The organism is Streptomyces sp. NPDC046349, from assembly GCF_055587885.1.
In genome coordinates, this window is the sequence record NZ_JBVJFK010000003.1 from 70,698 (window position 1) to 89,883 (window position 19,186).

At 71.5% G+C, this 19,186-nt stretch carries 14 protein-coding genes and 2 pseudogenes; 6 read left to right on the plus strand and 10 right to left on the minus strand.

Features of this window, described 5'->3' with window-relative positions; translation table 11 throughout:
- Positions 1-56 precede the first annotated feature (56 nt).
- On the minus strand, positions 57-2,120 hold the full coding sequence (locus tag ACZ6JS_RS07545) for a SpoIIE family protein phosphatase (protein ID WP_469296561.1): 2,064 nt from the start codon (positions 2,118-2,120) through the stop codon (positions 57-59).
- Positions 2,121-2,127: 7 nt separating this feature from the next.
- Positions 2,128-3,357 (minus strand): DUF6777 domain-containing protein, encoded by a 1,230-nt coding sequence (locus tag ACZ6JS_RS07550; protein ID WP_469296562.1) that lies wholly within the window; start codon positions 3,355-3,357, stop codon positions 2,128-2,130.
- A gap of 292 nt (positions 3,358-3,649) precedes the next feature.
- Between ACZ6JS_RS07550 and ACZ6JS_RS07555 the strand changes: the two genes are divergently transcribed.
- Complete coding sequence (locus ACZ6JS_RS07555; protein ID WP_469296564.1) at positions 3,650-5,089, plus strand: lipase maturation factor family protein; 1,440 nt, start codon at positions 3,650-3,652, stop codon at positions 5,087-5,089.
- Here ACZ6JS_RS07555 and ACZ6JS_RS07560 read toward each other — a convergent pair.
- On the minus strand, positions 5,075-6,058 hold the full coding sequence (locus ACZ6JS_RS07560) for an NAD-dependent epimerase/dehydratase family protein (RefSeq protein ID WP_469296566.1): 984 nt from the start codon (positions 6,056-6,058) through the stop codon (positions 5,075-5,077). The genes ACZ6JS_RS07555 and ACZ6JS_RS07560 overlap by 15 nt on opposite strands.
- A gap of 166 nt (positions 6,059-6,224) precedes the next feature.
- Complete coding sequence (locus ACZ6JS_RS07565; RefSeq protein ID WP_469296568.1) at positions 6,225-6,398, minus strand: hypothetical protein; 174 nt, start codon at positions 6,396-6,398, stop codon at positions 6,225-6,227.
- 310 nt (positions 6,399-6,708) lie between these two features.
- Here ACZ6JS_RS07565 and ACZ6JS_RS07570 point away from each other — a divergent pair, with 310 nt between their 5' ends.
- Positions 6,709-7,182, plus strand: a complete 474-nt coding sequence (locus ACZ6JS_RS07570) for an HD domain-containing protein (protein WP_469296570.1) — start codon at positions 6,709-6,711, stop codon at positions 7,180-7,182.
- Positions 7,183-7,199: 17 nt separating this feature from the next.
- Here the strand turns inward: ACZ6JS_RS07570 and ACZ6JS_RS07575 are convergent, their stop codons facing one another.
- Positions 7,200-8,687, minus strand: coding sequence for an SDR family NAD(P)-dependent oxidoreductase (locus ACZ6JS_RS07575; protein WP_469296572.1), 1,488 nt, complete (start codon positions 8,685-8,687; stop codon positions 7,200-7,202).
- A 289-nt stretch (positions 8,688-8,976) separates the two neighbouring features.
- Here ACZ6JS_RS07575 and ACZ6JS_RS07580 point away from each other — a divergent pair.
- Positions 8,977-9,720, plus strand: a pseudogene (locus tag ACZ6JS_RS07580) (DMT family transporter); the annotation flags it as partial.
- A 93-nt stretch (positions 9,721-9,813) separates the two neighbouring features.
- Here ACZ6JS_RS07580 and ACZ6JS_RS07585 read toward each other — a convergent pair.
- On the minus strand, positions 9,814-11,103 hold the full coding sequence (locus ACZ6JS_RS07585) for a transglycosylase family protein (protein ID WP_469297153.1): 1,290 nt from the start codon (positions 11,101-11,103) through the stop codon (positions 9,814-9,816).
- Between the two features lie 184 nt (positions 11,104-11,287).
- Here ACZ6JS_RS07585 and gndA point away from each other — a divergent pair, with 184 nt between their 5' ends.
- Positions 11,288-12,733, plus strand: a complete 1,446-nt coding sequence (gene gndA, locus ACZ6JS_RS07590; protein WP_469296574.1) for an NADP-dependent phosphogluconate dehydrogenase — start codon at positions 11,288-11,290, stop codon at positions 12,731-12,733.
- A 252-nt stretch (positions 12,734-12,985) separates the two neighbouring features.
- Here the strand turns inward: gndA and ACZ6JS_RS07595 are convergent, their stop codons facing one another.
- The 4 genes from ACZ6JS_RS07595 to ACZ6JS_RS07610 all read right to left on the minus strand — a co-directional run bounded on the left by ACZ6JS_RS07595 (position 12,986) and on the right by ACZ6JS_RS07610 (position 16,359).
- Positions 12,986-13,615: an aspartate/glutamate racemase family protein gene (locus ACZ6JS_RS07595; RefSeq protein ID WP_469296575.1), complete on the minus strand. Its 630-nt coding sequence runs from the start codon at positions 13,613-13,615 to the stop codon at positions 12,986-12,988.
- Positions 13,612-13,971 carry a GNAT family N-acetyltransferase gene (locus ACZ6JS_RS07600; protein ID WP_469296577.1) on the minus strand — a complete coding sequence of 120 codons (360 nt, stop codon included), beginning with the start codon at positions 13,969-13,971 and terminating at the stop codon, positions 13,612-13,614. Before ACZ6JS_RS07600 ends, ACZ6JS_RS07595 begins: the two co-directional genes overlap by 4 nt.
- A 15-nt stretch (positions 13,972-13,986) precedes the next feature.
- Positions 13,987-14,406 carry an aspartate 1-decarboxylase gene (gene panD, locus ACZ6JS_RS07605; RefSeq protein WP_048475279.1) on the minus strand — a complete coding sequence of 140 codons (420 nt, stop codon included), beginning with the start codon at positions 14,404-14,406 and terminating at the stop codon, positions 13,987-13,989.
- 1,365 nt (positions 14,407-15,771) lie between these two features.
- Entirely contained in the window at positions 15,772-16,359 is a 588-nt protein-coding gene (locus tag ACZ6JS_RS07610; protein ID WP_469296579.1) for a hypothetical protein, read from the minus strand.
- A gap of 226 nt (positions 16,360-16,585) precedes the next feature.
- Here ACZ6JS_RS07610 and ACZ6JS_RS07615 point away from each other — a divergent pair.
- Together ACZ6JS_RS07615 and ACZ6JS_RS07620 are read left to right on the plus strand one after the other, a co-directional pair.
- Positions 16,586-17,346 (plus strand): annotated as a pseudogene (locus tag ACZ6JS_RS07615) (transposase family protein).
- Positions 17,347-18,077: 731 nt separating this feature from the next.
- Positions 18,078-18,671: a hypothetical protein gene (locus ACZ6JS_RS07620; RefSeq protein WP_469296581.1), complete on the plus strand. Its 594-nt coding sequence runs from the start codon at positions 18,078-18,080 to the stop codon at positions 18,669-18,671.
- Positions 18,672-19,186: the final 515 nt, after the last annotated feature.

The window sequence follows — 19,186 nt, forward strand, 5'->3', positions numbered from 1 at the left end:
CGATGGCCCGGCGCCCCCGCAACGGACTTTCCCCGCGGCCGTCCCGGGCGCTGCCCTCAGCCCATGACGAACTCGCACCACACGCACTTGCCGCTGCCGCGCGGCTCCACGCCCCATACGTCCGCCAGCCGGTCCACCAGCATGAGACCGCGGCCCGAGACGCCCGAGTCCCCGGCCTCCCGTCGGCGCGGGAGCGCGCTGGAGCGGTCGGCGACCTCCACGCGCAGCCGGTGTTCGTGGCCCGCCAGGATGCGCAGGGTCACGATGGCGGGGCCGTCCGTGTGCATGAGCGCGTTGACGATGAGCTCGTCCGCGACGAGCTCGATCTCATCGGCCCGCTCCCGCGCGCCCCAGGCACGCACCGCCGCCCCGATCATGTGGCGGGCGGCCACCAGGGCTTCCGGGTCTCCCGGTGCCACGTGCTGCTGCAGCCGACCGCCGCCGGGCGGGGCGGGGGCGGGCCGGCGGCGCAGCAGCAGCAGGGCCATGTCGTCGTTCCCGCCGCGCTCGGTGACGATCTCGCACAGCCGGTCGGCGAGGAGCTGCAGGTCGGCGGGGCCGCTGCGGATGTGGGAGGACAGCACGTGTATCCCGTCGTCGAGGTCGGCGCCGGGGTGTTCGACGAGGCCGTCGGTGCACAGCAGGAGCGTTTCTCCCGGATCCAGTTCCACGGTGGTCACCGGGTACTCGAGCCGGCCGAACTCCGCGGAGAGCCCCAGCGGCATGCCGCCGCCCACCGGGAGCCGGTGGCAGTCCCCGTCGCGGGTGCGCAGCAGCGGGTCGATGTGGCCCGCCCGGACCATCTGGAGCACCCCCGTGGAGAGGTCGGCCTCCACGTACGTGCACGTGGCGAAGCGCTCGGTGTCCAGCTCGTGCAGGAAGACCGACGCCCTGGCCATGACGGTGCCGGGCGAGTGCCCCTCGGCGGCGTAGGCGCGCAGGACGATCCGCAGCTGGCCCATCACGGCGGCCGCGTGGGTGTCGTGGCCCTGGACGTCGCCGATGACGGCGCCGACCCTGCCGCCGGGCAGCGGAATGACGTCGTACCAGTCGCCGCCGATGTCCTGGCCCATGCGGGCGGAGCGGTATCGCACGGCGATCTCCCCGCCGGGGACGGCGGGGATCCGCCTGGGCAGCATGGCCTGCTGGAGGCCCTCGGCCAGGTCGTGCTCCTGCTCCAGCAGCATGGCCCGCTGGAGGCTCTGCGCGATGCTGCTGCCGAGGGCGACGAGGAGGTTGCGCTCCTCCTGGGTGAAGCCGTCCTTGTCCTGGTAGAGCAGTCCGATGGCGCCGATCGGGCGGGCCTGGGCGATCAGCGGCAGGTAGGCGGCCGCCGAGATCCTCATGTAGGAGATCTTCGTCCAGAGCGCCGGGTAGTCCCGGGCGAACTCCTGCGCCGAGTCGAGGAAGCGCGGCTGGAGGGAGCGGACGACCTCGCTCATCGGGTACTGCTCGTCGATGCGGGTGTACCGGGTCCCCGGGACGAAGCTGCCCTCCGGCCCTTCGGCGACGAGGTGGATCCGGCCGGCTTCGACGAGGCCCATCACCATGCCCATCGAGCCCAGCCGTTCCAGGCCGTGGGCGTCGCCGAGCGCGTCGATGACGTCCTGCACGGTCCGGGCGTGGGCGAGGGCGGCGGTCGTGCTCTCCACCACCGAGGTCTGCCGGCGCCGCTCCTCGTCGAGTCCGAGCCGTTCCGCCGAGTGGCTGAGTTCCTCGGTCGCGTCCCGGACGATGCCGATGATCCGGTGCGGCCGCCCGTCCGCGTCGCGCATGACGCGGCCCTGGGTGTGCGTCCAGCGCAGCCGCCCGTCGCGGCAGCGGATCCGGAAGTAGGCGCCATAGCTGTCCACCTCGCTCTTGAGCGCGGAGGAGACCATGGCGTCGAGCCGGGCCGACTCGGCCGGCGGGACGCGCGGAGAGAGCGACTCGGGCCGGCCGTCGTACTCCTCGGGGGACGTGTCGAAGACGTCGAGGGCGGCTTCGTCCATGTGCATGAGACCGGTGACCAGGTCCCAGTCGAAACTTCCCATGCGGTTGAGCGAGAGCGACCGGTCCGGGTGTGCGGGCCAGTCGTCCGGCAGCGATACGGTGGTCGGCACCGGTCCACCATGACACACGGGCCGGTCAGGCGCTCTCCAGCGACTGGCCCTCGTCGGAGGGCGCCTGCTGGAGGTCCGGCTCGGCGTAGGGGTCCCCGGAGGGGTCCGTGTACGGGTCCGCATACGGATCCGTGTAGGGGTCCGCGTAGGGATCGGCGTACGGGTCCTGGGGGTCGACGGGTTGGGGCGTCGATCCGTCCGGGTACGGCGGGAGCGCGGGATCGACCGGGTCCTGCGTCAGCGGGTCGGACGGTACCTCCGAGGGCGGCCGTTTCTGGGGCTGCTGCGGCTGTCGCGGCCGGGTGGAGGGGTTCAGCGGCACGGCGGGGCTCTGCTGCGCGTCGGTGTCCGGGGGGCTCTGCGGGTCCGGCGGGCACTGCGCCGCACCGGAGCCGGGAGTGCTCGGGCAGGGCGCCGGCGAGGCGGCGGGGCCGCTGGGGATGCCGTCGGCGGGGTCGTACGGGGGCAGGGCCTGCGGGGTCCGGTCCTGGGCGCCGTCGTCGCCCCGCTTGCGCTCGATCCAGGTGTTGTTCGCCATGTTGACGATCACCAGGTTGTTGATCACGTGGGTGGTGGGTTCGATGACGACGACCTGGTTGGGCTGGTAGCCGTTCCACGGGTCGCCCTTGTGCACCGGGCTCCCCTTGGCCGCCCGCGGGGCGCCGAGCGGGTTGCCGCAGCCGCACCGGACGCGGGGCATGCCGTGCTCGTCGACGAGGACGGCCGTGCCGGCCTGGAGGACGGACTGGTAGCCGGCGGCACGGCCGTCGCGGAATCCGTGGTTGGTGACGCGCGTGTCGGCGCGCAGGACGACGGGGGTGAGAGCGCGCAGGAAGTCGGGGATCTTGGCCGCTTCGATGCCGGACGCCTCGGCGAAGGCGCGGGCCGTGGCGTCGTCCTGCGTCAGGTAGCCGACCTGCTGTTCGACGTCGCAGCTGCCGAGCCGCTGGGTGCCGCCGTAGAGGCCGGGGGTGGCCGCGTTGACCGTGCGGATGCCCTGCCCGGTGGGGTTGGGCAGCGGGGGCTGGACGGGGGCCGACTCGCCGGTGGCCGAGGAGGCGGTGAAGGGGTCGGGGCCGGCGCTGGCCACCGGCTGGAGGTGGACCTCCTGGCTCTCGGGTCCGGCCGCGCTGGTCGGCTCGTGGTGCCCGCCGCAGGCCGCGGCGAACAGGCCGAGGAGGGCGAAGAGGGCGGCGCCGGCCGGTGCCTGACGACGCGACGCCTGACGAGGTGTCGGAAGTGACGGTCCGTTCACAGATTTCTCCCTTTTCGCCCCGAGTGCTCCCTCTTGTCTGCCGCATCCGCACGCAAGCCGCAACCGGAGCGCACCTTGAACACACTCGAAGGACCCCGCAGACCCGCCCCTGGGAGCTGAACGCGTTCAGGACATCGGCCCTTCGCCGCGCACCGGCCCGCCGGCCCGCGGGAGCGGGCCGGCGTCGGCGCCGTACGGGCCGGGCCTCCGCGTCGCCCGCGGGATCGCCTGCCGCCTGCCGCCTGCCGCGCAGACTGGCCGGTTCCGGTCGGCCGGCCGGATACTGGAGGCGATGGACTGGTTCACGGCTCCCGGGTACTGGCTCGCCCGGCTGGTCTTCCAGCGGGCCCTGGCCGGCGTCTACCTCGTCGCCTTCATCGGGGCCGCACTGCAGTTCCGGGCCCTGATCGGGTCGCACGGCATGCTGCCCGTGCCGCGCTACGTACGGCACGTGCCCTTCCGGCGCGCACCCAGCCTGTTCCAGCTGCGCTACTCGGACCGGCTCTTCGCCGGCTGCGCCTGGGCCGGGGCCGCGCTGGCCGCGGCCCTGGCCGCCGGGGCCGGGGACGAGGTGCCGCTGGCCGCGGCCATGGCGATGTGGGCCGCGCTGTGGCTGCTCTACCTCTCCATCGTGAACGTGGGCCAGACCTGGTATTCCTTCGGCTGGGAGTCGCTGCTGCTGGAGGTGGGCTTCCTCGCCGTGTTCCTCGGCAACGCCCGGGCCGGGCCGCCGGTGCTGGTGCTGTGGCTGCTGCGCTGGGTGCTCTTCCGCGTGGAGTTCGGGGCCGGGCTGATCAAGCTGCGGGGGGACCCCTGCTGGCGCAAGCTGACCTGCCTGTACTTCCACCACGAGACGCAGCCGATGGCGGGGCCGCTGAGCTGGTTCTTCCACCACCTGCCCAAACCGCTGCACCGGGTGGAGTGCGCCGCCAACCACGTGACGCAACTGGTCGTCCCGGTGCTGCTGTTCACCCCGCAGCCCGTCGCCTCGTACGCCGCGGGGGCCGTCATCGCGACGCAGCTGTGGCTCGTGCTGTCGGGCAACTTCGCCTGGCTGAACTGGCTGACGATCACCCTCGCCGTGTCGGCCGTGGACTTCACCGGGCTCGCCGGACCGCCCCCGGCCGCCGCCTCACGGCCCGCTCCCGTGTGGTTCGTTGTCCTGGTCTGCGCGGTGACCGCCCTGGTCCTGTTCCTCAGCCGCCACCCGGTGCTCAACATGGTCTCGCGCCGGCAGGTGATGAACCGCTCCTTCGACGCCCTGCACCTCGTCAACACCTACGGGGCCTTCGGCTCGGTCGGCCGGGTCCGGATGGAGGTCGCGGTGGAGGGCACCGCGGACCGGGTACCGCGCGAGGACGGCGCATGGAAGGAGTACGGGTTCAAGGGAAAGCCCGGCGAACCGGGCAGGCTCCCGCGCCAGTTCGCCCCGTACCACCTGCGCCTGGACTGGCTGATGTGGTTCGCGGCGATCTCCCCCGGCTATGCGCGCGACTGGTTCGGGCCGTTCGTGGAGCGCTTGCTGGCGGGCGACCGGGACACGCTGCGGCTGCTGCGCCACAACCCGTTCCCGGACGCCCCGCCCGTGCACGTCCGGGCCCTGCTCTACCGCTACCGCTTCACCACCTGGCGGGAGCTGCGCGAGACCGGCGACTGGTGGCACCGCACGCTGGTCCGCGAGTACCTCCCGCCGACCCGGCTCGCGGACGCCCGGCTCTCAGAGCCCAAGTAGCGCGGCCTCCCGTGCGGCGTCGAGTCCGGGGGCCGGCCGGTCGCTGCGCTGCGGGGCCGGGCCGCCGAGGCTGCGCAGCCAGGCCCAGGTGTCGGCCACGGTCTCCTCGACGGGGCGGCACTTCAGGCCGGCCTCCAGCGCCCTGGTCACGTCGCCGCCGAACATGTGGTCGTACGACTCGCCCTCGGGGAGCCAGACCGGGAGCTCGGTCCAGGGCTCCACCCCGGCGGCGATGATCGGCGCCGGGTCGGTCCAGCGCAGTTCGGCGCGGCCGCCGGTGACGGCGGCGCAGGCGTCGAGGAGGGAGCCCATGGTGGCGTGCCCGAGCGGCGCGACCAGGTTGTACGGGCCGCCGAGACCGGCATCGGCGGCGCCCAGGGTCCAGCGCGCGAGGTCGCGGACGTCGATGTACTGGACCGGGAGCCCGCGCGGGCCGGGGGCGAGCACCGGGCCGCCCCGTGCGATGCGGTTCAGCCACCACGGCAGCCGGCCGACGTTCTCGTAGGGGCCGAGGACCAGCCCGGCGCGGACCAGCAGGGCGCGGTCGGCGAACGCGTCCAGCGCGGCGAGTTCGCCGCCCCTCTTGTCCTCGGCGTAGGCGGTCGCCCCGGCGTCCGGCGAGCCCCCGACCAAGAGGCCGTCCTCCCCCTGCCCGGCCGGGGCGGGGTAGGCGTACACCGACCGGCTGGAGACGTACGCGTACCTCCCGGCCCGGCCGCTCAGCAGCCGGGCGCTGTCGCGCACCGCAGTGGGGGCGCCGCTCCAGGTGTCGACGACGACATCCCACTCCCCCTCGGCGAGGGCGGCCAGGCCCTCGGGAGCGGTGCGGTCCCCGTGCAGGGCCCGGGTGCCCGGCGGGGGCGCGTGGCGCCCCCGGTGGAAGACGGTCACCTCCCAGTCCCGGGCGAGGGCGTCCTCGGCGATCGCGCGTCCGACGAATTCGGTACCACCCAGCATCAGCAGCTTCATGGGCCCACCCTGGACCGGCGGGCCGGGCGCGCGGAAGCGGTGATCGCTCTCGGCGATGACGCTCAGGGCGTAGGGGACGTCGTGCCGTACAGGGCAGCGCCCCCGGTGCGGATGGGCACGAGGGGGCGCTTGCACCGCTCTGCGGGTCGGTGCGGGGTTACGCGGACTAGTCGATGCCCTGCAGGATGTGGGCTTCCGCCAGGTCGTCCTCGTACCCGGCCAGCCGGATCGGGGCGGAGCGCGCCCAGACCTCCAGGCTTCCGAGTTCGTCGGACCGCGTCTTGGCACGCGATCCGGTCCGCTCCAGCAACTTCGGTTCGGGCTGCGTCTTTTCAGTCACCGCGCACTCCTCTGTGTCGCGTAACCCGGCAGGCTGACCGCGAGCCGGGCAAGGGATCAAGGGTTCCGGACGCGGTGGCGCCTTAGTGGAGCGCGGCCCGGATGGGGGCCGTCTTGATGCCCCAGAGTACACATATGAGCGGACCTCCGCTCGATAGGAAGGCAAAATCCGCTGTGCCCTCTCAGTTTCGTCCCGAGTTCAGCAAGTCGTCGGCCGGCGGGTGCGTCACGGATGGTGTGCTCGGGCCCGGATGCGCGAGGTGCGACGGAGGGGGTCGGCGATGGCGAGGTCCGGACCGGCGGAGGCCGAAGTGCCCTACATCACAAGCGTGGTTGAGCTGATGGAGCTGCTGCGTGCCGACTGCGCGGATCACGCCCTGCGGACCGCGGCACTGCTCCGCCGCTCCCACCCCGCCGACAAGGAACTGCAGCTCGCGGGCCTGCTCCACGACATCGGCCGAATGCTCCGTCCGGGTGACGGAGTGCGACACGCCGTACTCGCTGCGGAAGCGGTGCGCCCCCTGCTCGGTGAGCGGGTGGCCCGGCTCGTGCGGTTCCAGGCACCGGGCGGGACGGGCGGCGGGGCCGGCGGTCCGGGCGGCGATGCGGAGGCGGCGGCCACCCTGCGCCGGGCAGTCGAGACGGCGGGGGCGTCCGGCCTGGACACGGGCGTGCTGGAGGACTGGCGCCCGCTGCTGGAGCTGGTCGCGGCCGGGTCCTGCCGGGCCGGGAACGCGACAGGCCCCCTCGGTTCACCGAGGGGGCCTGTCACAGGCAGGCAGTAGGCCGGCGGACCGCCGGGTTACCAGTTCGCCGGGGCGTAGTCCTTCAGGAAGACGCCGAACAGGTCCTCGCCGGCCTCGCCGCGCACGATCGGGTCGTAGACCCGGGCCGCGCCGTCGACCAGGTCGAGGGGCGCGTGGAAGCCTTCCTCGGCGAGGCGCAGCTTGTCGAAGTGCGGACGCTCGTCGGTGATCCAACCGGTGTCGACCGAGGTCATCAGGATCCGGTCGGTCTGGAACATCTCCTGGCCGCTGGTCCGCGTCACCATGTTCATCGCGGCCTTGGCGGCGTTGGTGTTCGGGTGCCCCGCGCCCTTGTAGCCGCGGCTGAAGACGCCCTCCATCGCCGAGACGTTGACGACGTACGCGCGCCCGCTGGACGACTTCCGAGCGGCATCGGCCATGGCCGGCCGAAGGGCGCTGATCAGGATGAACGGCGACGTGTAGTTGCACAGCTGGGTCTCGAGCAGCTCCACCGGGGAGATCTGGTCGATGGTCTGCACCCAGGTGTTGCTCTCGACCACGTCGGGCAGCAGGCCGCCCGCGTCGATGGCGGTGCCGGCAAGGTGCCGCTCCAGGCTGGCGTTGCCGGCGACCAGCGCGAGGTCGGCGACCTTCTGCGCCTCCAGTCCGCTCACCCCGACGGGCAGTGCGGCCAGGCCGTCGACGGCGCCGGAGTTGAAGGCGCCGATCACGTGGTGGGCGGGGAGCTCACCGGCGGGCAGCGGGGCGGACTCACCCTCGACCAGCGCCGCGTAGGCGGTGGGCAGGCGGCGTACGGTCTGCGTGGCGTTGTTGATCAGGATGTCGAGCGGACCGGCCGCCGCGACCTGGTCGGCGAGGGCCACGGCCTGGGCCGGGTCACGCAGGTCGATGCCGACGACCTCCAGGCGGTGCATCCAGTCCGCCGAGTCCTCCATCGCCTTGAATCGGCGGATGGCGTCCTTGGGGAACCGCGTGGTGATCGTGGTGTGGGCACCGTCGCGCAGCAGCCGCAGGGCGATGTACATGCCGATCTTGGCTCGGCCGCCGGTGAGCAGCGCACGCTTGCCGGCGAGGTCGGCGCGGGCCTCCCGCCTGGCCCGGTTCTCGACGGCGCACTCCGGGCAGAGCTGGTGGTAGAAGTAGTCGACCTCGACGTACCGCGTCTTGCAGACGTAGCAGGAGCGCGGGCGCTGGAGTATCCCGGCGATCCGGCCGGCCTCCGTGACCGAGGAGGGCAGGATGCCCTCGGTCTCGTCGTCGATGCGCTCTGCGGAGCCGGTCGCGGTCGCCTCGGTGACGGCCTTGTCGTTGGCGGTCTTGGCGGCGCGGCGCTCCTGGCGGCGGCGCTGCTTGACCGTGCGGTAGACGCCTGCCGTGGCCCGCCGCACGGCGATCGCGTCCGGGTGGTCCACGTCGATCGTGTCGAGTTCGGCGAGCACGTCGAGGCAGAGCGCCAGCCGCTCGGGGTCGATGCCCGGTCCGTAGGCCTGTGCCTGGTCGTGGCTGTCTTCGGTCACCGTCATGGCCGCTGCCGTTCCTTGGTCACTCGTCCGCATCCGCCTGCTGCGGAGGTCTCAAAAGGGGAACTGTACGGATCGGACGCGCCCCGAGCCAAACCCGCGGCCCAGACCCTCACACACCGCGAACAGGCCGTCACCGTACGGGTTCAGGCGGTGACCGTGGGGCGCGGTAGGGGTCGCGCTGCGCTGGTGGAAGGGCCACGCTGCGTACTCCCGTACTACGTCGGGAGTATGACTCGTGACCACCTGTGGGCGGAGGAATAGCGCAGATGGGTCGGGCATTGTGGACCTTATGAGTGCACTGGCGCTGTCGGTCCTGCTCTGCCTCGTGTCCGCCGTGGCGTACGCGGGCGGCGCGATCGTCCAGGAGAGGGTCGCGGCGAGTACTCCGGAACGGCGGTACGCACCGCTGTGCCGGGGCGGCTGGTGGGTGGCGGTCGGGCTGAACGGTCTCGGCGCGGTGCTGCACGTGGTGGCGCTCGCGTACGGGCCGCTGAGCCTGGTCCAGCCGCTGGGAGCGCTCACCATCGTGTTCGCGCTGCCGATGGCGGCCGTCTTCGTACGGCGCCGGGCGGGCGCGGCGGCCTGGCGCGGCGCGGTGCTGGCAACGGTCGGACTCGCGGGTCTGCTGGCGCTGACCGGCGGTGACGGCCGGACGGAGCAGGCCCTGGCGGGCGACGAGCGGAGCCTGCTGCTGGTGGTGACCGGGGCCGCGGTGGCGGCGCTGTTCCTGGCGGCGCACCGGATGCACCGGTTGGTGCTGCACAGCGTGCTGCTGGCCGCGGCGGCCGGCACGGCCTTCGGCATGGCCTCGGTGTTCACCAAGTCGGTCGCCGAGATCGTCGGAGCAGGTGCGCCGGCCGGTCTGTGGCCGGACCTGGCGGCGATCGCGGTGCTGGCGTCGGGCGGGCTGCTGCTGTCGCAGGCCGCCTACCGGGGCGCGGGCCTGACCGCGCCGCTGGCCACCGTGACGGTGGTCAATCCGGTGGTCGCGGCGACGGTCGGGATCACGCTGTTCGACGAGGGCTTCCGCCACGGGGCCGCAGGCACGGCGGCGGCACTGGCCAGCGCCGTGGTGGCGGCGGCCGGCCTGGCCCTGCTCACGGCCGTGCCGCCCGGGCGGCGCGGGTCAGATGCGGACGCCGTGGCCCCGCAGGTACTTCAGGGGGTCGATGTCGGAGCCGTAGCCGGGGCCCGTGCGGATCTCGAAGTGCAGGTGCGGTCCGGTGCTGTTCCCGGTGGAGCCGGAGCGGCCGATCCGCTGGCCTCCGGAGACCTGCTGGCCGGACTTCACGCCGAGCGCCGAGAGGTGGGCGTACTGGGAGTACCGGCCGTCGGTGTGCCGGATGACGACCTGGTAGCCGTAGGCTCCGGCCCAACCGGCGGAGACGACCTGGCCGGGTCCGACGGACTTGACGGTGGTGCCGGTGGCCACGGGGAAGTCGACGCCCGTGTGGTAGCCGCTGGACCAGGAGGATCCCGAGACGCGGTACGCGGTGCCGAGGGCTGCGTCGACGGGAGCGGAGAAGGCGCCCGAGGCCGGCTTCTGCTGCGCTGAGGCGGGCTGCGTGTCCGGCTTCTCGGCGGGCTTCGGGGCGGGCTTCTCGGCCGGTTTCGGGGCCTGTTTCTCGGCCGGCTTCGGCGCGGGCCGCTCCGCCGGCTTCTCGGCCGCCGGCCCACCCGGCTTGACCGGCTCGGCGGTCCGCGGCGGCTTCTCCGGATTCTGCGCGGGCGGGGCCGGCGGGGCGGTGGTGACCCGCACCGTGAGGCGCTGGCCGGGGAAGATCAGGTTCGGATTGTCGCCCACGACGGCCCGGTTGGTCTCGTAGAGCGCCTGCCAGCCGCCCTCGACGTGCTGCTCGGTGGCTATCGCGGAGAGCGAGTCGCCCGGCGCGACGACGTACGGGTTGGGCAGGACCGAGGTCCCGGTCGGGCGCGGGGCGGTGCCCTGCACCGGTGTCGCCTTCACCTCCTGGGTCCGAGGCTGTGAACCGGCCTGGGGCTGCGTGGGGACCTGTGCGGCGAGGGCCGGCGACGGGCCTTGGCGAGTGAGGCCGGCGCCCTTGCCGCAGTGGGGCCAGGCCCCGGGCCCCTGGCCCTTGAGCACCTTCTCGGCGACCGCGATCTGCTGTTCCTTGGTGGCCAGGTCGGCGCGCGGGGCGTACGCGGTGCCGCCGAAGGCCCGCCAGGTGCTCTGGCTGAACTGCAGTCCGCCGTAGTAGCCGTTGCCGGTGTTGATGCGCCAGTTGTTGGTCGACTCGCAGGCGGCGACCTTGTTCCAGGTGTCAACGGAGGCCGCGTCGGCCACCGAGGCACCCATCAGGGGGAGCGCGATCCCGGCGCCTCCCGCGGTCACGGCCAGCGAGGCCCGGTTGATACTGCTCGGCTGATACCGGCGGTGCCGGCCCCGTACGCCCATGGGAGCCCCCATCGAAGACATCAGGAATCGCACAACGTAACGTCGGGATCATTGCATGACAAGGGAGCAACGGGGCGCTGTTCAGCGGAACTTGACAATGACACGGCGGGCGTCGGCACCGCCCGCCCCTCGTCGGGGTAGCGTCGGGCACAGCCCGCACACCGAAGCACGCAGGAGCGCACAGATGAGCACCAGCACGGCCCAGATCGGCGTCACCGGCCTCGCAGTCATGGGCAGCAACCTCGCCCGCAACTTCGCCCGCAACGGATTCACCGTGGCCGTCCACAACCGCACCGCCGCCCGGACCGCGGCGCTGGTGGAGGAGTTCGGTCACGAGGGGGCGTTCGTGGCCGCCGAGTCGGCCAAGGAGTTCGTCGATGCGCTGGAGCGCCCCCGGCGCATCGTCATCATGGTGAAGGCCGGTGAGCCCACCGACGCCGTGATCCGCGAGTTCGCCCCGCTCCTGGAGGAGGGCGACGTCATCATCGACGGCGGGAACGCGCACTTCGAGGACACCCGGCGCCGCGAGCGGGAACTGCGCGAGCAGGGAGTGCACTTCGTGGGCGTGGGCATCTCGGGCGGCGAGGAGGGCGCGCTGCTCGGCCCGAGCATCATGCCGGGCGGCTCGCCGGAGTCGTACGCGTCACTCGGCCCGCTGCTCGAGAAGATCGCGGCCAAGGCCGCCGACGGTACGCCGTGCACCTCCCACGTGGGTCCCGACGGCGCCGGACACTTCGTCAAGATGGTCCACAACGGCATCGAGTACGCCGACATGCAGCTCATCGCCGAGGCCTACCACCTGCTGCGCGACGTCGCCGGCTACTCCCCGGCGAAGATCGCGGAAACCTTCCGCGACTGGAACCGGGGCCGCCTGGACTCGTACCTGATCGAGATCACGGCGGAGGTGCTCGCCCACACCGACGCCGCGACCGGGCAGGCGTTCGTGGACGTCGTGGCCGACGCCGCCGAGCAGAAGGGCACGGGGCGCTGGACCGTGCAGATCGCCCTGGACCTGGGGGTTCCGGTGTCGGGGATCGCCGAGGCCGTGTTCGCCCGCGCCGTCTCGGGCCACACGGACCTGCGGGCGGCCGCCCGCGGACTCGCGGGCCCGGCACCCGCCGCGCTGCCGCAGGAGGCGGCGGACGCGTTCGCCGCCCAGGTGGAGGAAGCCCTGTACGCGTCGAAGATCGTCTCGTACACGCAGGGGTTCCACCAGATCCGGGCCGGCAGCGAGGAATACGGGTGGAACGTGGACCTGGGCGCGGTCGCCTCCCTGTGGCGCGGCGGCTGCATCATCCGGGCGGCGTTCCTCGACCGGATCCGCGCCGCCTACGACGCCCGGCCCGACCTGCCGAGCCTGCTGGCGAACGAGCGCTTCGCAGAGGAGATCGGGGCGGCGCAGGAGGGCTGGCGGTCGGTGATCACGGCGGCGGTGGGTGCGGGCATTCCGGTGCCGGCCTTCGCCGCCTCACTGGCGTACTACGACGCGCTGCGGGCGCCACGGCTCCCTGCGGCCCTCACGCAGGGCCAGCGGGACTTCTTCGGGGCGCACACCTACCGGCGGACCGACCGCGAGGGCTCGTTCCACACCCTCTGGAGCGGTGACCGCTCCGAGGTCCGCACGGACTGACCGTACCGCTCAGCTCCAGGGCCCGGGCTGGGGAACCGGCGCGGGTCCCGGGGGCGGGGGTACCGGGTCCGGCTCGGGGACGGGGCCGGGTACGGGCGGCACCGGGCGCGGGATCGGCTCGGGGTCCGGGAACGGGTTCGGTGCCGGCTTCGGATCGGGCTCCGGGGCCGGAGGCTGCGTGTCTTCGAGTGTTCGCACCATGTAGGGCAGCTTCCCCCGATTGCGCCGTGTACGCCCCCTGCGGTGCGGCCGTCAGTGCGAGAGGGAGAGCGCGGCGGCGAGGCCCGGGCCGGGGCTGGCCAGTACGGGCGTGCCGGTCGTGGCGAGCTCGGCGGCGCCGGCCATGGAGGCCTGGGCCAGGAGAATGACGTCCGCGCCGGTGACGGCGTCGGCGGCCTCGGCGACCTGTGCGAGGTAGCGGGCGGTGTCCCCCGCCTCAAAGGCCTCCCAGGCGCCGGCGACGAGGTGCGTACGGACCGAAACGGGCCGGCCGCCCGCCTCCTCGGCGATCAGCTCCGCGGTCGGGACGAGAGTCGATGCGAGGGCGGCGAGGACGGCGATGCGCGGGCCGGTGCGCACGGCGGCGGCCGCCATCGGCCGGTCGACCCGCAGCACGGGTGTGCCGAGGGCCGGGGCCAGTGCCTCGGCGGTCGCCCCGATGGTGGAGCAGCTGACCAGCGCGGGGCCCGGACCGGCTCCGGCGAGCAGCTCCAGCAGGGCCGGGGCCACGGACCGCGGCCCGTGCGCGCGGGCCCGGTTCAGCAGCTCCGGCACCACCAGGTGCCGCAGTACGGCCCCCGGGTGGTGCCGGTCACGCAGTGCGTCGAACACGGGGACGTGCACGGGCGAGGTGTGCAGCAGCGTCAGGTCGAAGGCCGTCACCGCAGGCCGGAGCCGGCCGCCAGCTGCGCCTTAGCGGCCGCGACGACCCCGGCCGGCGCGACGGGCGCCTCGTCGGGGTGTGTGGCGGCCCAGCTCGCCGCATACGGGCAGAGCGGGACCACGGGAACGCCCTCGGCTGCGGCGAGTCCGTAGAAGGTCCTCACCAGGCCTCCGGCGACACCCTTTCCTTCGTGGCCCGGCTCGACGACCGTGTGCACCGCCACCAGGGCGTGGGGCGGCTCGGTGAGCACGAAGTAGGCGATGTACCCGACCGCCGTCCCGTCCTCGACGGCGAGCAGCCGCCCGGCCCTGCGCTCGTCCTGGAACTCGATCGGCTTGTTCGGGCTCTCCGGCATGGTCCCCGGCTCCTGTCAGACGGCCACGGCGTGGGGGCTGCGCTCCTGGTCCGTACCGGGTACCGGTGCGGAGGGGTCTGCGCCCAGTTCGATGATCCGGTTGTCGGCGTCGACGTGTACGACGCGGGGCTTCAGCGCCCGCGCCTCGGCGTCCTCGACCTGCGCGTAGCTGATGAGGATGACGAGGTCCCCGGGGTGCACGAGGTGCGCGGCGGCCCCGTTGATCCCGATCACGCCGGACCCGCGCTCTCCCTCGATGACGTAGGTCTCCAGCCTCGCGCCGTTGGTGATGTCCACGATGTGGACGAGCTCCCCGGGGAGCAGATCGGCGGCGTCCAGCAGGTCGGCGTCAACGGTCACGGACCCGACGTAGTGCAGGTCGGCCTGGGTGACGGTAGCCCGGTGGATCTTGGACTTGAACATGGTACGCAGCATGTTGAACTCCTGGAAGACGGCTCCCTGCCTGCTTTCTGCAGGTCAAGGGCGTCCTGCACTCTACACCGGCAGGCCTGGGATCGGAGGTTCTGCGGAAAATCGATTGACTCTGAGGCGACAGCTCCTGGCCGGCGCTTCCGTGGGCACCAGCCTGTTGCGACGCTGCCGACGAGGCATCGCATCGGACAGCCGGTTCGGAATGGTGGGGGGATCGATGCTGACCAGCTGCGACTTTCCTGGCGGCACGCCATGCAGATCAAAGGGTTCAGGCCGACCGCTTCCCCAGAGAGCACCTCACTACCCATCGTGATCAAGTAACGGTCACCGCAGGCCGGGCCGTAACCTCTGCATCCGGCCGGGTGCCGTACTGCCATGACGCAGTTCCACCAGTCCTTCGCTCGCCGCAGACCGTACTGGCTCAGTCGTCCGGGCCCCGAACTGAGCCCTGCTCAGCCCCGCGGCCGCCCGGCGCCTGCCGCTCTGGCGGGCGCTTGCAGTCACGTGGCGTCAATGAAATCCGCTCGTGCGATGTGACATTCACGTGCTGGAACACCCCAGCGGACGCCGTCTTGAGGTCGTCAACGTCAATGCCCAGGACACTCTGGGGAGAGATCGCTCCTGCGACTCCCCCGATCGGGACCCGCGCCGGGTCGAGTCAGTATTCGGGAACGCTGACGAGCAGTTCCTTGAGAGGACTCCGCTCGGCTACGTCACCAGCGAGGGTTACCTTGGCGAGGGGGTCCGCCTCCTGGTCTCCGGCTGGGGTTGATCAGTGGAGCGCAGTCAGTCGAACCTCAACGTCGGGCCGCCAAAGGCTCGGAACACCATGCCGACCCTCGCCTCGCCAGTGAGGCTCTCCACTACGCACATCGACTCCTCGGCTGAACTCTTTGCGAGCTGGGTCACGTACAGCCGCGCTGCGGTCGGCGGCGCGGGCTGCGTGGCGATGGCCTGAATGATGAGTTCGATGTCTTCGGATGCGGCGATGCAGAACCCCTGGTCGCCTGGCTGATGGCCGTCCTGAGATCACCGTACTCTTCTCCGTCCGCTCCGGCTTCGTCGATCAGCCTCGACGGCACCCGGGTGAGTTCACTGAAACGCCAACCGAGTGAAGGCACCTGAACGAGTCCGGTGGTGTGGTTGATTTCGCTTGTGGACCTGATCCAAGCCACGGGCACAAACCGCTCAAGCGCGGCCTTGGCCCGCTGGAAGCGCGACAGTGGTTCCACGATGGCCGTCACGGCCGCCCCGTAGTCCTTGAGCTCTTTCCAACTTCACGCCGAGCTGGTCAGATGAAGGGCGAGGACGGCTCGGACGAGTGCAGTGATGCGGACCGGACGGCGGCGTGCACGAGCGTCGAGTTGGTCACGGGTGGACGCCCGCCTGCCCAGCCAGATACTCGACGCCGCGGTTGCCGGACTGCTTGGACACGTGGACGTGGACGGCGTGCCGGCCGGACGGCAGTGCAGGGTCGGCGTGGTTGCCGCGGAAGGCGACCTGTACCGCGTCGTGGCGGGAGCCGTGCAGGCCGTGCTCGGGTCTGTCCGGCCAGCGACCTGACCATACGAGGAAGACCGCGTTGCCGTTGTCGCCCAGTGCCGCGATGACTCGGCCCTCAGCCGTCCCCCGTGCGAACCGTGCCGACATTTCGAGCGGCAGGTGTGCCTCCAGTTCACGGTCGTCCATGACCGGCACGTCCGGTTCGCAGCCGCCGGCGCCGGCGCCGCAAGAGGGTCGGGTGCCAGGGTAAGGGTGGTGCACAAAGCGGGAGTTCGGTAGCGCCGCCGCCATTCGGCGGACCTCGTCGACGCTCTCCAGGTGCGTCAGCAGTTCCGCCTCGTCGCCGCGGTGTTCCATCAGAGCGCACAGCCGCATGGCCTGGCGGTACGCGTCGGCGGCATCAGTGGTGACGTGAACACAGTGTGTGTAGCTGGCCAGGCAGTCTTCGCACATGGCCGAATGATGCCACCCGCTGGTCCGGACTGTCGCCCGGAATGACCGGCGGACTCCGATGGCGAGGAGCGACCGTCGGCATGCCCCCGCGATGCCTTGACGAGCCGGGCGTACAAGCGGTGCAGATTGATGGTGTCGAGGTGGAGAAAGTCTGTCGCGAACAAGCCGCCGATCCCCTGCTAGACGGGTCTTCGACCAAGAAATCCGTCTTCTCCAGAGGTTTCGCGTGCTTGTGTACCCGTCCGGGGTCGACGTGTCCAGCTTCCTGTCCGCCAAGCTCCGCCAACACCGCCGGGAGCTCGGCACCCGGTGGCGACGCCTGAGCCCAGGCCGGCAGGCCCTGCTTACACTCGCCCACCTCCGCAACGGCCACCCCTACGCCCAGCTCGCGGCCGGGTTCGGCGTCGGCACCACCACCGCCCACCCGATACGTTGCCGAGGCTGTGGACCTCTTGGCCGCACTCGCCCCGACCCTCGAGGAGGCTGCCCGTACGGCATCGAAGAAGGCGTTCGTTCGTACTGCTGGACGGCACCCTGTTGCCGATCGACCGCATCGTCGCGGACCGTCCCTTCTACTCCGGCAAGCACAAGAAACACGGGATGAACGCGCAGATCCTGGCCGACCCCTCCGGCCGGCTGCTGTGGGCCTCACCTGCCCTGCCCGGAGCCGTCCACGACGTCCGGGCCGCCCGCGAACACGGCATCGTCCGCATGCTCACGGACGCCGGCATCAAGTGCTGCGCCGATAAGGGATACCGAGGCGCCGGAGGCATGGTCCGCATCCCGTACTGGGGACGCCGGGAAACACTCTCCCAAGGCCAGAAGGCCGTCAAGCGGTCCCACGCCAAAATCCGAGCCCTCGTCGAGCAGGCCGTCGCCACCCTCAGGTCCTGGCGACTCCTCCGTAAACTGCGGTGCCCGACCGCCCGCATCACAAGCCTGGTCCAAGCCGTCCTGACCGTGTATTTGGCCAGCTCAGACCGATGATGGAAAGAGCTTGACTGAGGCCTTGTACTCGTCGACCGCCTCCTTCGCTTGTGCTGAGCCAACGTCACCGTGTCGGCGAACCGGGCGACCACCTCGGCGTCGGGCCGGGAGCTGCCCTCTTCGTGGACTGCCCACACCGAACCGAATGTCGCCACCGTGGCGGCCTGCTCAACGCTTGTCATCGGCCACCCACCAAAAGGCCGCGACCCGAGCTCTTGGTGATGTCGAAGGTCGAACCCGCCATCAGTCCATCGGGCCGCCGCGATGGGGCGCGGCCCACACCCAGGTGCGCGAGAGAACTTGCGTCATACGACAGCCACTGCGCGCTCGACAACCGGCACCCCCTACGCGATCCGGCCCGCCGGTCCTCTCAGACCTCGTGGCCGCCAAATCGGACAGGACCTAACCTCCTCCGCTCGGCCGCGCCCTTATTGGTGCAGAGAAGATCGGTCACATACTTGCCGTTCATCCTGGCCGCCCGTAGCTCCGCGAAGCCCGGGGAACCGGTGTGCTGCAACAGCCACCGCATCGGCCACCGGCGCGTGCCGCCGACGGCGCCCCTTTGCTCGAAGCCTGGTGGTCGCTCTGAACGAACACGTGATCAGCGAGGTTGTGGCCGACGGAAAGTACCGCCCACAGCGAGCCGAAGGTCGCCAGAGTCACGACCTGATCGACGGAAGTGAGCGGGCACGTCCTGCCGTCGCCGGGAGACCGTGGTCTAGCATCAGGGCATGGACGTCCCCAAACTCCTGGAAGCCGCGTCCCTGCTTGTTCCTCAGAAGATCACCACCGAGAACGACATCACGGTGAAGGACGTTTGGGAGTACCTCGCTCACGACGAGTGGGAAGTAGCCCTCGATCTGTTGGAAGAACTCGGCGACGTCCACCCGCTTCCGCTCAGCTTTTGGGAAACCCTGGCCACCGCAGCCGAACAGATGCAGCTGGAGAAGAGCGCGGCCTGGTATCACTGGCGCAGCTACGAGACCCGCCACGGGATCATCAGAGCCGACCTCACCCTCCGTCCGGCCGCTGAAGCACGACGACAGACGCCCACCTCCGGCGTCGGCGTCCTGCGACCGATGTGGAGCATCGGCCACCAGACTGCGACCGGCGAACCGGCTCTCAACATTGCCCGGCTCTGGGTGGAGTTCACACCCTTCCTGGAGCCCGGGGGACATGCCTCGGTACGACTCGCACCCCTGGACCCCTCGCAGTGGCAGCACCTTCAGCCCGGCCAGGTGATCACCATGCACGAGGACCAGTCCGTTGCAGGCACGGCAGTTGTTCTGGAGGTCCAGCGACCCCCGGCCACGTTCACCACATGAGAGCGAGTGCAGTCGACTCGTGCCGTTGGTGCAGAGAAGTCCGAGGGCGTTGCACAGGGCCGTGAGGCTGTCTTCGTCGGTGGTCGTTCCTGGATGGGGCGGGCGATCAGCGGATCATAGTCGTCGGATTCGACGGCTGCTTCTTTCGTGGGGAAGTGTCGGAAGAACCGTCATGTAAGGGATTCCGGCCGCAGCCGAGATCTCCTCGCCGGTGGTGTTCTGGCAGCCCTGGGCCAGCCGAGTACGCGTTGCCAGCGCCTCGTCCAGGGCCGGCGGCGATGTTCCGCGCCAGGCCAGGTGGTGTCGGGTCGTACCAGCATGGCGCGCTGTCGGCCGTCCGGCGCGTGGAGCAGGGGGAAGCCGATCGAGCCTAGGTGCTGGTGGGATACCGCCTCGTGCTCTGCGGAGGCTGGCCCGGATGTGAGCAGGGCGCAGCCTGTGCGCAGTTCCAAGTACAGGCGGGTGGCGGTGCCGTCCCGACCCTGCACCCCGCCCGGTGCGTCAAAGTCGCGTTA

What these genes read in the sequence shown, in the direction of transcription:
- ACZ6JS_RS07555 (WP_469296564.1), top strand. Translation starts at nt 3,650, where the DNA reads ATGGACTGGTTCACGGCTCCCGGGTACTGGCTCGCCCGGCTGGTCTTC.
- ACZ6JS_RS07620 (WP_469296581.1), top strand. Translation starts at nt 18,078, where the DNA reads ATGGACGTCCCCAAACTCCTGGAAGCCGCGTCCCTGCTTGTTCCTCAG.
- gndA (WP_469296574.1), top strand. Translation starts at nt 11,288, where the DNA reads ATGAGCACCAGCACGGCCCAGATCGGCGTCACCGGCCTCGCAGTCATG.
- ACZ6JS_RS07560 (WP_469296566.1), bottom strand. Translation starts at nt 6,058, where the DNA reads ATGAAGCTGCTGATGCTGGGTGGTACCGAATTCGTCGGACGCGCGATC.
- ACZ6JS_RS07575 (WP_469296572.1), bottom strand. Translation starts at nt 8,687, where the DNA reads ATGACGGTGACCGAAGACAGCCACGACCAGGCACAGGCCTACGGACCG.
- ACZ6JS_RS07610 (WP_469296579.1), bottom strand. Translation starts at nt 16,359, where the DNA reads ATGTGCGAAGACTGCCTGGCCAGCTACACACACTGTGTTCACGTCACC.
- panD (WP_048475279.1), bottom strand. Translation starts at nt 14,406, where the DNA reads ATGCTGCGTACCATGTTCAAGTCCAAGATCCACCGGGCTACCGTCACC.
- ACZ6JS_RS07600 (WP_469296577.1), bottom strand. Translation starts at nt 13,971, where the DNA reads ATGCCGGAGAGCCCGAACAAGCCGATCGAGTTCCAGGACGAGCGCAGG.
- ACZ6JS_RS07585 (WP_469297153.1), bottom strand. Translation starts at nt 11,103, where the DNA reads ATGGGCGTACGGGGCCGGCACCGCCGGTATCAGCCGAGCAGTATCAAC.